The sequence below is a fragment of the Pseudomonas sp. 2 genome, from assembly GCF_056627435.1.
The window spans coordinates 233,646-248,952 of the sequence record NZ_JBWXNG010000007.1 but is presented as its reverse complement, the minus strand read 5'-3'; the positions used below and the strand labels follow the sequence as shown (position 1 = coordinate 248,952).

Below are 15,307 nucleotides of genomic sequence, written 5' to 3'. Positions count from 1 at the left end.
GTTTGACGAAGGTTTATCTGGACAATTTATCGTTTGTCGATTGCACGCCAGATCACAAGACTGCCGCCCCACTAATAAAAACAACCGAGCATCGTTCATGTCTTACTGTGCTTCTCTGCGTTTGTCCGCTTCCTGCCTCACCCTCTTCTGCGTTTGCACGGCCCCGGCGATGGCCGTACAGGTCACCGACCATCTGGACCTGGGCGGCGCCATTCGCGCGCGCTGGGATTACGACCCGGACCGCGACATCCAGAAATTCAACTTCGACACGGTGTTCCTCACCGCCAAATACACCTCCGACAGCTGGATCGGCGCGGCCAAGTACCGTTTCTACGGCCACTCCTATCCGTACAAATACACCCAGCATGTGGGTGATGTGTCGTTCCCGGAATATGCGTGGTTGGGCTACAAGTTCAATCCCGAGCAGCAGATCCAGGTGGGGCTCAATCAGGTACCGTTCGGCCTGCAGCCGTACTTCGGCAGCACCTTCTTCGAAACCCTGGGCAACGTCGTGGGCCTGGAAGACGTCGAGCAAGTCGGCGCCAAGTACATCCAGCAGCATGGCGACTGGAACATCCAGGCCGGTTACTACCTGCGCCCGGCGTGGCAAGGCAAGGGCACCAGCCATGGCCGTACCTATTCCAGCGTGGTGTCTCAAGCCGACAGTTACGTGGCCGATGGCAGCGACAATCAGGAGCGCAACACCGTCGTACTGCGGGTGGCCAAGGCGCTGGACCTGGGGCCGTGGACGTCGGAAGTGGGCGTCTCGGGCCTGACGTCGACGCTTGAGAACAACGACACTGATCACGACGGCCGACGCAACGCCGTGGCGGTGCACTACATCGGCAAGAACGGCCCGTGGGGCGTGCAACTGCAGGCTGCCCGGCAGCAGATGTCGCCACGCAACCCCGGCACTGACGAGGTGGTGACCTTCGGCGGCTACGACGGCACCTACAACGTCGCCAGCCGCGCCAACCTGTATGTGGCGGACCTGAGTTATGACGTGAGCGGCAAGTACCTGTTCGACCAGATCAGTGGGGTGAAGCTATACGCCAACTACAGTGCGTATCAGAAATCGGCTTCGGGGTATGAGGATTCGCAGCGGGTGATCCTGGGCAGCTCGTTCTCGGTGAGCAAATTGTGGGTGGCGACCGAGTGGCTGTTTGGCAAGAACGACCCCTACATCGGCGGCAGTGATTACGCGCAGAGCCTGGGGGCTGGGGGGAGTGATCAGTGGGAGAATCAGGTGTATGTGAATGTGGGGTATTACTTCTAACACTTGCGAACGAGTTCGAGATCAGGATCAAGATCAAGAGCGTTCTTCCTAACGTCAGACCTGTTTCGACTTCGTCGAGTTACTTGGAAAAGCCCCAAGTAACCAAGGGCTTTTGCTCCTGGTTTGGCCCGACTTCGTCGGGTCCCTTCACTCCGGTCTCGCTCCGTGGGCCCGGCGCGAATGGGCCATCCATGGCCCCGCGCCTCGCGCGGCATCCATGCCGCTTGGCCCACTCCGCGAGACCTGCGTTCAGCCTGCACCCAAGTCGCGATTTGTGGTGTCTGGACTTGCGCGCACGAAGATCAAAAGCGACCGGCTGACGCCGCCCTCGTAGCAGTCCGGCTTGCCGGCGGTCTGGCGCGCAGCGGCAGCAAATCCTGTACACGCGGTCTGCCTGACATGGCCAAGGCGCCTGATTTTACTGCCGCTTCGGTCGGACGCGACCCCAGGCAACCGCCGGCAAGCCGGACTGCTACGGGAATGCGCTGGAGTGCGGGATTCAGCGCGTAACGCGGCGGGTCAGGTGCCCGCCGGAAATCGGGTACGACACGTACAGCCCTTCGTCCACCTGGGCACGCGAGGCTTGGGCCAGATCGCGCACCTTTTGCGCGGCGCGCAGCACGGTATCAGCCGTCAGGCGACCCTGTTCAACGGCCTGGACGATGGCGCCGGCCAACGCGTCCAGCCCTGCATCGCTGGAAACGAGCAGCAAGTGAGCACCGGCGCGCAACGACGCCACTGCAGTCTCGGCCAGGCTGTTGCCGCGCAGGATCGACACCGCGTCCAGGTCGTCGGAAATGATCAGGCCGTCGAACGCCAGTTCATCGCGCAACAGGCCAATGACCTTCTGTGACGTGGACGCCGACTGCTGCGCGTCCAGCGCCGGGAACACCGCAGGCCCGGGCATGATCGCCTGCACGCCGGTGGCGATCACTTCGCGGAATACCTGCAGGCCGTCGTGCAGATCGGCCAATGATCCGGGCACCGTCGCCTCATTGACTGCTGGATCGTGCTCGGTCTGATGATGCCCGGGAAAATGCTTGGCCGTGGCGATCACCCCCGCCCGCTGCACCCCACGAATGAACGCGCAGGCGATGCGCGACACTTCTGCCGGGTCCGAACCAAGGTTGCGATTGTGCAACCAGGGATTGACGCCCGTGACCACGTCGACGATAGGCGCCAGGAACAGATTCACCCCCATCACCCGGGCGGCGCTGGCCATCTCGTAGCTGCGTGCTTCGATCTCCTCGCTGCTCAGCTCCTTCAGCGCAGCCGCCGATGGCATGCCCGGCACCAACCGGTGCAGACGCTGAATGCCGCCCAGTTCCTGATCCACCGCCACCAGCACGGGTGCGCTGGCAAGGCTCGCCGCCTGCTCGGCAATGTGGCTGAAATGGGCGTGGGTTTCCCGGCGGCGGCGTTCGAAGCTCATGTTGCGCGCCAGGTATTCATCGCGGGTTTCACCCAGCAGCACCGACACGCCGCCACGCTGCAGATAACGCCGCACGTCCTCGTCCAGCTCCAGCCCGGAAAAGGCCGGCAGCAGCACGGCGTAGGCAGCTCGTTGCAGGTCGGTTGGCATGGCGTCACCTCGTTTGATCCGGAGAGCGATAATGCTCGATATAGCTCACTTTAAATATTAAACGAGCATTGTCAATCACAAACCTAAAACAACGAGCACAACTCATCAACCAGAAATGAAAACCCCACGTAGCAGCACGGCTTGCCGGCGGGAGCGATCTTGAGACCGTTCCCGCCGGCAAGCCGTGCTGCTACGTGGGGTAATTGAGTGACTGGACTCGTTTCATTCAAGCTACGGATCTACTGCATCATGTGCCCTTCATGCCCCTCATGCATGTTGTGCCCGGCATGGGGATCGTCCCCCGCCATGTGCATGTGCGCCTGGGGTTGCTGGCGATCGGTTTCCTCTTGCAGGTAGGCGATCACCTGGCCGATGTCGTTGTCTTCCATGCGCAGGTTGGGCATCGCGACCTTGTTGTAGGCCTCGTACAACTGCAGCGCCAGCGGGTCTTTCTGGGCCAGCATCACATCCGGTTCCTTGAGCCAGCGCCCCAGCCATTCACCATCGCGCTTGCGGGTCACGCCAAGCAGATCCGGCCCTACCCCGCGAATGCCGGTGGTCTGTTCACCCTCGTTGCCCAGGGTGTGGCAGGCACTGCAGCGGGTGCGGAAGATCTGCTCGCCCAGGCTCGGCGGGCGAATTTCCGGTGCATCGGCGTAGCTGTTCTGGTTGGGGTCGGCGACCTTCCAGTTCTGCAGGCTGTTGCTCAGGTGATCGGCGAGAATATAGGGGTTCTCGAACGGCGAGGCCTTCATCCAGCGCCCGGTGGCCTGGTTGCCGACGATCAGGCTCAGGTTGTGATCGGTGGTGCGACCGTTGTCGACACCCTCGATGAACAGCCCGAGCTTGCGCCGCAGCTCGACGATGTCGTCCTTGTTGCCGGTCAAAAACTGCCAGCCCGGCGCGACCTTGAACCTGGCCGCGTACTGCTTGAGCACGGCCGGGGTGTCGGTTTCCGGGTCGATGCTGATCGAGTAGAAGAACACGTCACGCCCGACATGATCACCCAACAGCTTCTGCACCTGACGCAGGCGCGCGGTCTCCAGCGGGCAGGAGTCCGAGCAGGAGGTGAAGATGAAGTTGATCACCACCACCTTGCCCTTGATCAGGTCATCAAAGAAATGCATGGGCTGCTCGTCCTGATTGATCAGCACCGTGTTGGGGAAGAAATCCTTGCCCCAGGGCGTGTCCGGCTGAGCATCGCCAGCCACGCCCGGGACACTGCCCCAGACCATGGCGATCATCGATACGGTCACTGCAATGGCCGCCTTGCGAAGCATCTGGAACATGACGTCATCCTCCCCGATTCTGCGGATCGCTATTTGCCCTTGCCGGAGCCTTTGCCGGAACCAGAGCCCGAATCCGAGCCGCCGCCCGAGCCCGAACTGCCGGAGCCCGAACCCGACCCACCGCTGGAACCGCCACCGGATGAAGAGCCACCACCCGAGGAAGAACCGCCACCGGAGGTGCCACCGGAAGTTGCCACTTTCACCGAAGGGCCAGCGCCGTCACCGGTCAGGTAGGTAGGCAGTGCAGCGGAGCTGACATAGCCCACACCATCCCAGGTCGGCATTGGCGTCGGCATCAGCTGGAATTGCCCCGGATGCTCGATGTCCCAACGCAGCAGCATGGAGTTGTCTTCGTGCTGGGTGTTGTGGCAGTGCTCCATGTAGGTCCCGGCGAATTCGCGGAAACGAATCGCCATCTCGACGTTGTCGCCACTGTCGGTACCGATGCGATAGACGTCCTTGCGTGCCCATTTTTCCCACTCAGGTGGAGCCTTGCCGCCGCGGCTGAGGATGATCCCTTCCTCGAAGTGCACGTGAACCGGGTGGGTCCAGCCATTGCCGCCGTTCTGGATCTTCCAGATCTCCAGGGTGCCGGTGCCCTGATAGCCCGCCGAGGTCGGGCCGGTACTCAAGTGCGTCGAAGCAGACAACCGCCGCGGATCCATGTTGAAGCCCAGACCGCCGTCGGTCTTGATGGTCCATGGAACGGTGTCGGTCCCATCCGACCGGCCGAAGATGAAAGTCCGGTGCCGCGCATTGGCCAACAGCGCCTGATCCGCCGGGTTGTCGCGATGAATCGTCAGCGGGATCATCACCTTGCCTTCTGCCTTGCCGGGTTTGGCCGGTTCATAGGCCACAGGGTCCATGCTCAGGTCCTGGCCGGTATACGGCTTGACGTTGATCTGCATGAACATGCCGACCACCGGATCCCCCTTGTCCCACTGCGGCCCTTTGCTGCCCTGTTTGATCACCGCCTGATACTTGCCGGACAACACGTCGGCCAGCGGGATTTCGCCTTTGGGCCCCTTGCCGGTTTCATGCTCCAGGACGTTGACCATGTAGATCTTGTCGCCGGCCTTGATGCCGTTCTTGGCGAAGTTGACGATGATGTCGTAGCGCTCGGCGATACCCTGATTGGGCAGGATGCCAAAGTTGTTTTTCAGGTCGCCGTCACCGTCCAGGTCCATGGTGCCGTCGAACGGCACGGCGTGTTCCATGATGTTGCCGTCGTTGGCGATCATGTGGAACGGCACGCGAGCGTAAGAAACGCCGGAGCCCGAAGGCCCTGGGAACTCACCGCCGTTGCCCTTGATTTCCCGCACCAGGGCGATCTTCACGTAGCGCGACACCGAACCGTTGAGGATGCGGAAGCGATAACTGCGAGCGCGTACATCGAGGAACGGTTTGTAGCCCCAGTTGACCACCATCTGGTCGCCCAGGAAGCCGTCGGTGTTGAACGGGTTGAACCACAGCTGGCCGTTCTGATCCCAGGCCTTGTCGGCGACGGTCAGGTTGACGTCGTAGTCGCGGTTGCCCCAGGCCAGGGTCGAGCCGCTGGGGAAGCGCAGGTTGACGCCATCGTCGATGGCCTCGTTGCCGCGGTCCAGAGCGCTGTAGTAGTTCATCATCGCCGCGTTGCCCTTGTAGACGTTCTGGGCGGTGAAATCCATCATGTGGTCGTGGAACCAGTGAGTGCTCATGGTTTCACGCCAGTCGCCACGAATCTTGATGGTGCCGTGGTCGCAGGTTTTCAGGCCCGGCGAGTCATCGTTGACCCACAAGGTTTCGCCCGGTGCACAGGGGAATGCCGCACGCGGATCCTTGGCGCTGGTGTTGATGGTGTCGTAGCCGGCCAGTTGCATCGGCCAGCGATAGTCGTAGTACTGCCCCGGGAAGAAGAACGCGTTGGCATAGCCATCGCTCTCGGCCGGATTGTGGCCGTTGTGCTCGTGGGTCGAGATGGTGTGCAGACCGAAACCCTTGTTCGCCGAAGGGTCGATCGGCAGGCCGTTGTAGTGCCGCATCAGCACCGGCTGGCCGTAACGCACCATCAGCAGCTTGGGCGGCAGCGTGCCGTCGAAGGTCCAGATCGAGTTGTGCTCCTGCACCGGCATCAGCGGGTGGATGCGCACGCCGATCCCGCCGGTGGTACCGCCATGGGTGGTGCTGCCATCAGGGTAATAGTTCAGCCCGCCCGGCCCCCACTCGCCGCCCTTGTAATCGTGCAATTGCAGATGATCGCGGAACCCGCTGTTGCTGTGGGCACCGGTCTGCACGGTCTTGTAGGCGATCTGCGGGTAGAACTCGTTCCAGCGCTGGTGCGACCAGCCCTTTCCTGGTGGACGCCCTTCGGCCGGCGCATCGACGCGGCGGTTGAGGAAGTCCTGAATCTGCGCCTGCCAGGGGTTGCGATCCAGCGAGTTGGCGAACTGCGACGGAAATGGCGTCAGGCCAGGCGCTGCGAGAAATGCTGCCAGCGCTTCAGGCGACGGGCCGCTGCGGGCGACGCTGGTTGGGTCCTGCGCAGGCCCCGGGCCCAGGGTGGGCGGCGGGAACGGAATTTGCGAGGTCTCGGTAGGGTCGAGCCGGGTGGGCCCGAATTCCTCGAACAACAGCACCGGCTGAGTGAAAGGCTGAGCGCCGAACAACGGGCTGGGCTTGCCGTTGGTGGGGAAGTTGAAGCTGGTCTGCGCCGCTGGGGGCAGCACGTTCTCGATCCGCGTGGTGGCGCGGGTCCCTTCCACGCCGTTGGGCAGATCCAGCGCGCCCTCGTTGGCTTCCGGCAGGGTCAGCAGGTTGTTCAGGGCCGCCGCCGGATCCGCAGGCGGGTCGGTGTAGGCCGAGGGGTCAGTGACAGGAGGTTGATCTTCGTTGTCGATCGGTCCGGCATGGACCGAAGCGAACCCCATGCTCAGGGCGATCAATACCGCGGAAGATCCGCGCAAAAGCTGAAGCCCGTTGATGGGGGGAAACTTTAGACGCGCAGGTTGTTTCATGGTGGCTCACCTTCAACTCATGCACAGGGGCATTTGCGTTTCATCCAACTGCTCCGGCCGGACGCCGAAGCGCCCGCAGGTATTGGGTGAGGGGCAAAAGCCTTGCCAGAGTCGGTGAGCCCAGGCTATGACATTAAAACGATGGCCAGCGGAGACTGATATCTCGCGGGTTTCGACGTAAAATGTCGTAACAATTTCACTGAACGAGTTGGCACGGTAAATGTCGGGACCGGGGATTGGTCCCCGTTGCCGGTGGGGAAATTTACGAGGTATTGGGGGTTGATTCGGGTGTGGCGGCCCGGTGCGAAGCCGCGTCCTGCGGCTTCATCCGGTCGTTGAGTGCTACTTACGCGCGGCTGTCATCGCCTGCCTCGGCATGTACGCCACGACGGCCGCCGTGGTCGTCGCCACGGTCATGATTGCCGCGATCCCGGCCATGGTCATCGCCTGCGCGAGCCTGGTCGTTACCGCGATCATCGCCTATCTGCGTGTGATCGGCGGCGTGATTGCCATTGTCGTCGCCAACGTTGTGGTTGGCTTCATGATTCGCCTCGTGGTTGGCCTCGTGGTTCGCTTCATGATTGGCTTCGTGATTGGCCTCATGATTGGCCTCGTGGTTAGCCTCGTGGTTAGCCTCGTGATTGGCATCATGATTGGCCGCGTGGTTGCCGTGGTCATCGCCGCGATCATGGTTGGCGCCGTCGTGATTGCCATGGTCGTTGCCGGCATGTCCACCAGCGTTGCCGCCACCCGAGCCGCTGCCTGAACCGCCACCGCCCGAACCACCGCTGCCACCACCGCCGCTGCCGCCAGAGCCACCGCCACCGCCGGATCCATTGCCACCGCCACCACCGCCGTGACCGCCGCCGTTGCCGCCGCCTCCGTTGCCACCACCGCCGCCTCCATTACCGCCACCGCCGCCTCCGTTGCCACCGCCACCGCCTCCTCCACCATTTCCGCCGCCGCCGCCACCGCCGCCACCATCTTTGGCGTACGCGATGCCGGAATGAGAGATCGAGTCAGGAATCAGCACAGTGGATGCTGAGAGCACCCCACCAATGGCAAGAGCAAGGATCGCTTGTTTGAATTGCATAACTACCTCCACCTTCTTGTTCTGGTTATCGAACCGCAAACAGAGCCGGTGCAAAACGAAGACCATCACCCCCCAGGGGCAATCGAAACCTCAGCACATCTCGCTTGAGCACAGAAAACAGCGGGTGGGCACAGACCACATCGCACATGTACATGAGACCCCGGCCTTTGGATCATCCATTGCCGGACGGTGTTCGTGAGGTGAACACGCGGGGGTTGAGAAATATTCGGTTTACCGTACGAACGGTCATCGGCAATATTTTCAAACACACTCTTTTCATTTGTAAAATGGATCGTCAACATAGGCGCCCGGTAATAGTGGGTACGCCCATCATTAATGCAAATGATTTTGTTTCTTAACTTCGAACAATATTAAATCGAGACAAATCAAGCACTTTGCCCTACCGATCAAATTGCTACGCGATAGCATATTGATAGTACGGCGCCCATAACCATAAAGTGTTTTCACTTCTGTTTTCAGGATGAAATAGATGCGTCTCTTACTGCTGACAAGTGCGCTGGCCCTTTCCCTGGCTGGCTGTGGCTCCACCCCGAACAACCCTTCCGTGAATATGGAAACCCCCAAGCCCGCTGCCGACTATGCGCAATGCGTGTTTGAAAAATGGCAACAGATCAAGCCGGGCGCAACGCTGACCGAGACCAAAGGCCATTACAAGTTGCTGGTGTCCGGCAAAGTGGCGCAGGACGATATCCTCGAAGTGTTCAAGGGCAACCCCAATACCCGCGCCTTCCTCTATGAACGTGCACCCCTGGCATCGGCCTTTGGCAAAAGTTCGCTGGAAAAAGCCGCCCGCGACTGCCTCTGACCCCACTCTCGGGATGCTGAGCCAACCGCCCACAGCATCCCGTCCCCCCGCACGCAAATACTTGCAACCAATTTTTTCGAGCCCCGTCGACATCACAAAGGCCAACGCGATTGTCGCAAGCGCCAGTCCGAGGCTTGCCCATGATCGCGATCATCGTCCCCGCCCATAACGAAGAAGACTTTCTGGATGACTGCATCCGCGCCTTGATCGCAGCTGCGGATCACGAAGCGTTGGCGGGCGAGACGGTGGAAATCCTGATCATGCTCGACGACTGCTCCGACGACTCGGCACAGATCGCCCAGGCCCATGGCGTACTGACCGTCAGCTGCGATCACCGCAACGTCGGCATGACCCGCGCCGCCGGCGCTCGCCTGATGCTCGAACGCGGCGCGCGCTGGCTGGCGTTCACCGACGCCGACACGCTGGTCCCGCCCAGCTGGCTGGCGCAACAGATGGCGCTCAGCGCCGATGCGGTGTGCGGCATCGTCCAGGTGGCCGACTGGTCGGAACATCCGCCCCATGTACGCATTCATTACGAAGCCCACTACCGCCCGGTCGAAGACCACCGGCACATCCACGGCGCCAACCTGGGCGTGTCATCCAGCGCCTATTTGCGCGCCGGTGGCTTTCGCGCCCTGGCCGCCCACGAGGACGTGCATCTGGTGCAGGACCTCGAACGCTGCGGCGCGCAGATCGTCTGGACCGCGCGCAACAGCGTCATCACCAGCGCGCGCAAGGCCTGTCGCTGCCGGGAAGGATTCGGCGATTACCTAAATTCACTGGCGACTTCTTCGTTATTAAGCTAACCCTGAGTACGCGCAGGAATCGCAGCCCTTTTCAGGGCTTGCGACCGGGCGCGCAGGCGATCCTCATTCGAGCGGGAAAGCGAGCGATGCAACCTTTGAAGAACCGGGCCAATCCCGGCGACGACACCCTGGGAGGCGGCATGCCCAGCGCCAGTGTCGCCCTGCCCAAGACCACGCACTGGTTCAAGCGCCTGCTGGCCTTTACCGGCCCCGGTTACATGGTCGCCGTGGGCTACATGGACCCGGGCAACTGGGCCACCGACATCGCCGGTGGCTCGCAATTCGGCTACCTGCTGCTGTCGGTGATTCTGCTCTCCAACCTGATGGCGATCGTCCTGCAGGCGCTGTCCGCGCGGCTGGGCATCGTCACCGGCTGGGACCTGGCGCGGGCCTGTCGCGAGCGCTACAGCCGGCCGGTGTGCCTGTTCCTGTGGCTGGCCTGCGAAATCGCGATCATCGCCTGTGATCTGGCCGAAGTGATCGGCACCGCCATCGCGCTCAATCTCTTGTTCGGCATACCGCTGGTGTGGGGCGCGGTGATCAGCGCCATCGACGTGTTTCTGATCCTGCTGCTGATGGGCAAGGGTTTTCGGGCACTGGAAGCCTTCGTGATTGCCTTGCTGTTGATTATCTTCGGCTGCTTCGCGATCCAGATGGTCCTCGCCCGCCCGGACATGGCCGAGCTGTTCGCAGGCTTCATCCCCAAAGCCGAGATCGTCACCAACCCGGCGGCGCTGTACCTGGCCATCGGCATCATCGGCGCCACGGTGATGCCGCATAACCTGTACCTGCACTCGTCCATCGTCCAGACCCGCGCCTACCCGCGCACCGATGAAGGCCGGCGCATCGGCCTGCGCTGGGCGGTGACCGACAGCACCATCGCGCTGACCCTGGCGCTGTTCGTCAACGCGGCGATTCTGATCACCGCCGCGACGGTGTTTCACAAGGCGGGCAAGACCGACGTGGTGGAGATCGAACAGGCCTATCACCTGCTATCGCCCATGCTGGGGGTGGGGATTGCGTCGATGCTGTTCGCGGTGGCGTTGCTGGCCTCGGGTATCAATTCGACGGTGACGGCAACCCTGGCCGGGCAGATTGTGATGGAGGGCTTTCTGCGCCTGAAACTGCCGGGCTGGGTGCGGCGCCTGTTGACGCGGGGGCTGGCGATCATTCCGGTGATTGTGGTGACCAGCCTGTACGGGGCCGAGGGCACGGCGAAGTTGCTGGTGTTGAGTCAGGTGATCCTGTCGATGCAACTGCCGTTCGCGATCGTGCCGCTGGTGCGGTTTGTGTCGGATCGCAAGTTGATGGGCGGGTTTGTGACCGGGCCGGTGTTGACTTGGCTGGCGTGGGGGATTGCGTTGTTGATCATTGGGTTGAATGTTGTGTTGCTGGTTGGTTTTTTTGTGGGGTGATCGGGGGCGGGATCAAGATCAGGATCAAGAGCGTTCTTCCTAACGTCAGACCTGTTTCGACTTCGTCAAGATCAAAAGCGCTCTTCCTAACGTCAGATCTGTTTCGACTTCGTCGAGTTACTTGGAAAAGCCCCAAGTAACCAAGGGCTTTTGCTCCTGATTTGGGTCTGACTTCGTCAGACTTCCTTCATTCCGGTCCCGCTCCGTGGGCCCGGCGCGAATGGGCCATCCATGGCCCCGCGCCTCGCGCGGCATCCTGCCGCTTGGCCCACTCCACGAGACCTCCATTCAGCCTGCACCCAAGTCGCGATTTGTGGTGTCTGGGCTATCGCGTATAACGATCAAAAGCACGATTTTGAGGTGTTCGCGATCTGCTTCTGGCCGGAGGCCGTAGGAGCTCGGCTTGCCAGCGATCTGCCGGGAACCGGCAGCAAATCCTGTGCATGCGGTATGTCTGATACGGCCAGGGTGGATGGTTTTGCTGCCGCTTCGCGCCAGATCGCGAGCAAGCTCCTACGCCCTCCGGGCAGAATCAAAAGCAGATCGCACATCATCACGCCGTTGCCGTTGCCGTTGCCGTTGCTTTTGATCTTCATGCGCAAATCTCCCAGACGACACAAAACGCGACTTGGGTGCAGGCCGAACGCAGGTCTCGTGGAGTGGGCCAAGCGGCAGGATGCCGCGCGAGGCGCGGGGCCATGGATGGCCCATTCGCGCCGGGCCCACGGAGCGAGACCGGAGTGAGGGGACCTCGACGAAGTCGAGGCCAAACCAGGAGCATAGGGACTTGGTTACTTGGTCCCTTCAAGTAACTCGACGAAGTCGAAACAGGTCTGACGTTAGGAAGAACGCTCTTGATCTTGATCTTGACCTTGATCCTGATCCATCAAACCGCCCCCAGCAGCTGACTCACCACCGCCCGCAACTTCCCAGGCTTGACCGGCTTGTTCAACAGCGGCGCATTGAGCCGCTGCAGCGACCGCCGACACAGGTCACTGCGCTCGGCGGTAATCATCACGCAAGGAATCTCGCTGCCGAAATGCTTGCGCATGTGCGCCACCACATCACAGCCCAACACCCCATGGTCCAGATGAAAATCGAACAGAATCAACTCCGGCGCACGGCCCTGTAGAACGCTGTAGCACGACGCCTTGTCAGTGGCCGTCAGCACCTCGCAGCCCCACTGCCCCAACAACGCCGCCATGCTCTCCAGAATGCTGACCTCATTGTCCAGGACCAGCAAACGCCGCCCCGGCAGCGGGTTGCCGGTGCCGGGCTGTTGCTGCACTGCCACGCTGACCGGCACCGGCATCTGGGCCGACAGCGGCACATCGATCGCGAACACCGAGCCGATGCCAGGCTGTGAGCGCACCAGAATCGGGCTGCCGAGAATCCGCCCGATCCGCTCGACAATCGCCAGGCCCAGCCCCACGCCCTTGCGGTCGGCGGCGCGGCCGACGTCGAGCTGGTTGAACTCCAGGAATATCGAATCCAGCCGCTCGGCAGCGATGCCTCGGCCGGTGTCCCAGACCTCGATGCGCAACCGCTCTCCCCGCTTGCGCGCCGCCAGCAGGATGCTGCCGTGGTCGGTATAGCGGCAGGCGTTGCTGAGGAAGTTGCGCAGGATGCGCGTCAGCAGGCGCAGGTCGGTGCGGATCGCGTACTGGCCGATGCGTGAGCGCAGGGTCAGGCCCGCCGCCGAGGCCACCGATTCGAACTCCGACACCAGCGGCGCGAGCACTTCGTCCAGGCGATACAGATCGATGTCAGGCTGTACCGCGGCGCGGTCGAGTTTGGAGATGTCCAACAGATCCGTGAGCAGGTCTTCCGCCCCTTCCAGCGCCTGGTGGGTGCGCTCCACCAGCGTGTGTTCGGCAGCGGGCAGTGTGCGTTCGCGCAGGGTGGCGATCAGCAGCCGCGCGGCGTTGAGCGGTTGCAGCAGGTCGTGGCTGGCGGCGGCGAGGTATTTGTCCTTGCTGCGGTTGGCCGCCTCCGCGGCGTCGCGCGCCTCACGCAGGTCGCGTTCGATGCGTTCGCGGCGAGCGATCTGCTTTTGCAGTTTGCGGTTGGCCTCCAGCAATTCATCGGTGCGCGCGGCGACGCGCAGTTCGAGCTGGTCGTTGAGTTCCTGCAAACGCAGCTGGGCCTGCTTGCGCTCGGTGATGTCGGCGACGAAGCCTTCGAACAGGCCGTCTTCGCCGGGTTTGAGCAGCAGGTTCATCAGCACTTCGACGTAGCTGCCGTCCTTGCGCCGCAGGCGGGTTTCGTAGCCCTGCAGGCTGCGTTCGCGGTGCAGCACGTGGGCGATGGCGTTGAGTTCGACCTGGGCGCCGATGAACAAGGTGCCGGCCAGGTCATGCAGAAGCAGCAGCATTTCCTGCTCGTCGCGATAGCCGAGCATCCGCGCCAACGCCGGATTCGCCGCGCGCAAACCCTCGTGCAGGCTGGCCTGGAAGATGCCGTGCACGGCGTGTTCGAACAGCCATTTGTAGCGGTTGCGCTCGGTTTCAAGCTCACGCAGACGCAGGGTCAGCTCCGGGTAATGGCTCTTGCGCGTCGAATGGTTGCCCAGCCCGAGCAACGCATTGAGCGCGCCCTGGCCGTCAGAGGGCTTCGCCATAGACCACTTCGACATCCCGCTGGCTGGACACGCGGGGGTTGGTGAGGATGCAGGGATCGTCCATGGCATGCCGGGACAGGAAGGGGATGTCGCTGCTGCTCACGCCATGCAAGCGCAGGGTCTCGTGGAAACCGACCTGATGTTTGAGGGAAATCAGGTGCTCCACCAGCCGCTTGCTGATCGCCGCGTGAGTCAGCCCCCGGCAGTCGATCCCCAACGTTTCCGCGATCACCTTGAAACGCTCCGGCGCCGAGTTGTAGTTGAACGCCACCACATGCTCGACCAGCACCGCATTGCACAGACCATGGGGCAAATCCAGGAAGCCGCCCAGGCTGTGGGACATCGCGTGCACCGCACCGAGGATCGCGTTGGAGAATGCGAGACCGGCCTGCATGCTGCCCAGCATGATCTTCTCGCGCAACGCGATGTCAGCAGGAGTGGCGATCATCTGCACCAGGTTGCCGTTGATCAGGCGCATGGCTTCCAGCGCATGGGGGTCGGTCAGCGGGCCGTGGCCGGTGGAGACGAAAGCCTCGATGGCGTGCACCAGCGCGTCAATACCGGTACAGGCCGACAGGAACGGGTCCATGCTCAGGGTGGTTTCCGGGTCGATCAGCGACACGTCGGGCACCACCGCCTTGCTGACGATGGAAAACTTCATGCGCTCCTGCTGATCGGAAATGATCACGAACTGCGAGACATCCGCCGAGGTGCCCGCAGTGGTCGGGATCAGGATCAGCGGCGGGCTGGGCACGCGTATGGTGTCGACGCCCTCGAATTCCAGGATGTTGCGCCCGTGGGCCACGGCGATGCCGATGCCCTTGCCGCAATCCATGGGGCTGCCACCGCCCACCGCCACGATCACGTCGCACTGCTGCTCGCGGTACAACGCAGCGCCCGCCATGACTTCCTCGACCCGAGGGTTGGGCGACACACCGCTGTAGACGACATGCTCGATGCCCTGGGCCTGCAGGCTGGCTTCGACATCGGCGACCCAGCCGGCCTTGATCACGCCGGGGTCGCTGACCAGCAGGACCTTGCGCGCACCGAAGGTCTTGGCGTAGTTGCCGACACTGTGGCGGCTGCCCGCGCCGAAGATGATTTCCGGGGAGACGAATTTGCGTAGCTGGTTGAGGCTCTGGCTCATATCGCGCGCGTTCTTGTTGTTATAGGAGACTGAACGCCAGCCTAGAGCATCCGGGGGGCTTTGCAACACGACCAATGGCTGACGATGGCGGCTCATGGCATTGGTCACCCGGCGCGAGGAAAACCCGGCCAACACGACGATTGACCGGGCAGGCCGTTCAGCGGCTGGCGAAGTACATGGTCACTTCAAAGCCGATGCGCAGGTCGGTGAACGCAGGTTTTTTCCACATGGGCGTTTCCTCTTGTCGGGCCGGGTCA

12 protein-coding genes are annotated in these 15,307 nt (G+C 62.2%); 5 read left to right on the top strand and 7 right to left on the bottom strand.

What is annotated here, in order from left to right; all coding sequences use genetic code 11:
- Positions 1–97: 97 nt before the first annotated feature.
- A complete protein-coding gene (locus AC1MEK_RS14290; protein WP_480396928.1) occupies positions 98–1,276 on the top strand; it encodes a hypothetical protein in 1,179 nt (392 codons plus the stop codon).
- A gap of 499 nt (positions 1,277–1,775) precedes the next feature.
- Here the strand turns inward: AC1MEK_RS14290 and AC1MEK_RS14285 are convergent, their stop codons facing one another.
- The 3 genes from AC1MEK_RS14285 to AC1MEK_RS14275 form a co-directional block, all read right to left on the bottom strand.
- The gene (locus tag AC1MEK_RS14285; RefSeq protein WP_480396927.1) at positions 1,776–2,858 is read right to left on the bottom strand and encodes a glycoside hydrolase family 3 N-terminal domain-containing protein; all 1,083 of its coding nucleotides are present in this window, start codon (positions 2,856–2,858) and stop codon (positions 1,776–1,778) included.
- A 239-nt stretch (positions 2,859–3,097) separates the two neighbouring features.
- Positions 3,098–4,138 carry an SCO family protein gene (locus tag AC1MEK_RS14280; RefSeq protein ID WP_480397032.1) on the bottom strand — a complete coding sequence of 347 codons (1,041 nt, stop codon included), beginning with the start codon at positions 4,136–4,138 and terminating at the stop codon, positions 3,098–3,100.
- 38 nt (positions 4,139–4,176) lie between these two features.
- Positions 4,177–7,056, bottom strand: coding sequence for a multicopper oxidase domain-containing protein (locus AC1MEK_RS14275; protein WP_480397031.1), 2,880 nt, complete (start codon positions 7,054–7,056; stop codon positions 4,177–4,179).
- A gap of 463 nt (positions 7,057–7,519) precedes the next feature.
- Between AC1MEK_RS14275 and AC1MEK_RS14270 the strand changes: the two genes are divergently transcribed.
- The 4 genes from AC1MEK_RS14270 (at position 7,520) to AC1MEK_RS14255 (ending at position 11,283) form a co-directional block, all read left to right on the top strand.
- A complete protein-coding gene (locus tag AC1MEK_RS14270) occupies positions 7,520–7,909 on the top strand; it encodes a hypothetical protein (protein ID WP_480396926.1) in 390 nt (129 codons plus the stop codon).
- A gap of 817 nt (positions 7,910–8,726) precedes the next feature.
- Complete coding sequence (locus AC1MEK_RS14265; RefSeq protein WP_480396925.1) at positions 8,727–9,062, top strand: hypothetical protein; 336 nt, start codon at positions 8,727–8,729, stop codon at positions 9,060–9,062.
- 140 nt (positions 9,063–9,202) lie between these two features.
- Positions 9,203–9,868 (top strand): glycosyltransferase family 2 protein, encoded by a 666-nt coding sequence (locus tag AC1MEK_RS14260; RefSeq protein WP_480396924.1) that lies wholly within the window; start codon positions 9,203–9,205, stop codon positions 9,866–9,868.
- Between the two features lie 140 nt (positions 9,869–10,008).
- Positions 10,009–11,283: an Nramp family divalent metal transporter gene (locus tag AC1MEK_RS14255; protein WP_480397030.1), complete on the top strand. Its 1,275-nt coding sequence runs from the start codon at positions 10,009–10,011 to the stop codon at positions 11,281–11,283.
- A gap of 341 nt (positions 11,284–11,624) precedes the next feature.
- Here the strand turns inward: AC1MEK_RS14255 and AC1MEK_RS14250 are convergent, their stop codons facing one another.
- The 4 genes from AC1MEK_RS14250 to pqqA all read right to left on the bottom strand — a co-directional run bounded on the left by AC1MEK_RS14250 (position 11,625) and on the right by pqqA (position 15,279).
- Complete coding sequence (locus AC1MEK_RS14250) at positions 11,625–11,879, bottom strand: hypothetical protein (protein ID WP_480396923.1); 255 nt, start codon at positions 11,877–11,879, stop codon at positions 11,625–11,627.
- 290 nt (positions 11,880–12,169) lie between these two features.
- Entirely contained in the window at positions 12,170–13,903 is a 1,734-nt protein-coding gene (locus AC1MEK_RS14245; protein ID WP_480396922.1) for a PAS domain-containing hybrid sensor histidine kinase/response regulator, read from the bottom strand.
- Positions 13,887–15,050, bottom strand: coding sequence for an alcohol dehydrogenase-like regulatory protein ErcA (ercA, locus tag AC1MEK_RS14240; RefSeq protein WP_480396921.1), 1,164 nt, complete (start codon positions 15,048–15,050; stop codon positions 13,887–13,889). Before ercA ends, AC1MEK_RS14245 begins: the two co-directional genes overlap by 17 nt.
- A gap of 157 nt (positions 15,051–15,207) precedes the next feature.
- Positions 15,208–15,279, bottom strand: coding sequence for a pyrroloquinoline quinone precursor peptide PqqA (gene pqqA, locus AC1MEK_RS14235; protein ID WP_020289857.1), 72 nt, complete (start codon positions 15,277–15,279; stop codon positions 15,208–15,210).
- Positions 15,280–15,307: the final 28 nt, after the last annotated feature.

Excerpts from the sequence above, each read along its gene's own strand:
- AC1MEK_RS14275 (WP_480397031.1), bottom strand. The coding sequence starts at position 7,056 with ATGGGGTTCGCTTCGGTCCATGCCGGACCGATCGACAACGAAGATCAA.
- AC1MEK_RS14260 (WP_480396924.1), top strand. The coding sequence starts at position 9,203 with ATGATCGCGATCATCGTCCCCGCCCATAACGAAGAAGACTTTCTGGAT.
- AC1MEK_RS14270 (WP_480396926.1), top strand. The coding sequence starts at position 7,520 with ATGTACGCCACGACGGCCGCCGTGGTCGTCGCCACGGTCATGATTGCC.
- AC1MEK_RS14265 (WP_480396925.1), top strand. The coding sequence starts at position 8,727 with ATGCGTCTCTTACTGCTGACAAGTGCGCTGGCCCTTTCCCTGGCTGGC.
- AC1MEK_RS14250 (WP_480396923.1), bottom strand. The coding sequence starts at position 11,879 with ATGAAGATCAAAAGCAACGGCAACGGCAACGGCAACGGCGTGATGATG.
- ercA (WP_480396921.1), bottom strand. The coding sequence starts at position 15,050 with ATGAGCCAGAGCCTCAACCAGCTACGCAAATTCGTCTCCCCGGAAATC.
- AC1MEK_RS14280 (WP_480397032.1), bottom strand. The coding sequence starts at position 4,138 with ATGCTTCGCAAGGCGGCCATTGCAGTGACCGTATCGATGATCGCCATG.
- AC1MEK_RS14290 (WP_480396928.1), top strand. The coding sequence starts at position 98 with ATGTCTTACTGTGCTTCTCTGCGTTTGTCCGCTTCCTGCCTCACCCTC.
- AC1MEK_RS14245 (WP_480396922.1), bottom strand. The coding sequence starts at position 13,903 with ATGGCGAAGCCCTCTGACGGCCAGGGCGCGCTCAATGCGTTGCTCGGG.
- AC1MEK_RS14255 (WP_480397030.1), top strand. The coding sequence starts at position 10,009 with ATGCCCAGCGCCAGTGTCGCCCTGCCCAAGACCACGCACTGGTTCAAG.
- AC1MEK_RS14285 (WP_480396927.1), bottom strand. The coding sequence starts at position 2,858 with ATGCCAACCGACCTGCAACGAGCTGCCTACGCCGTGCTGCTGCCGGCC.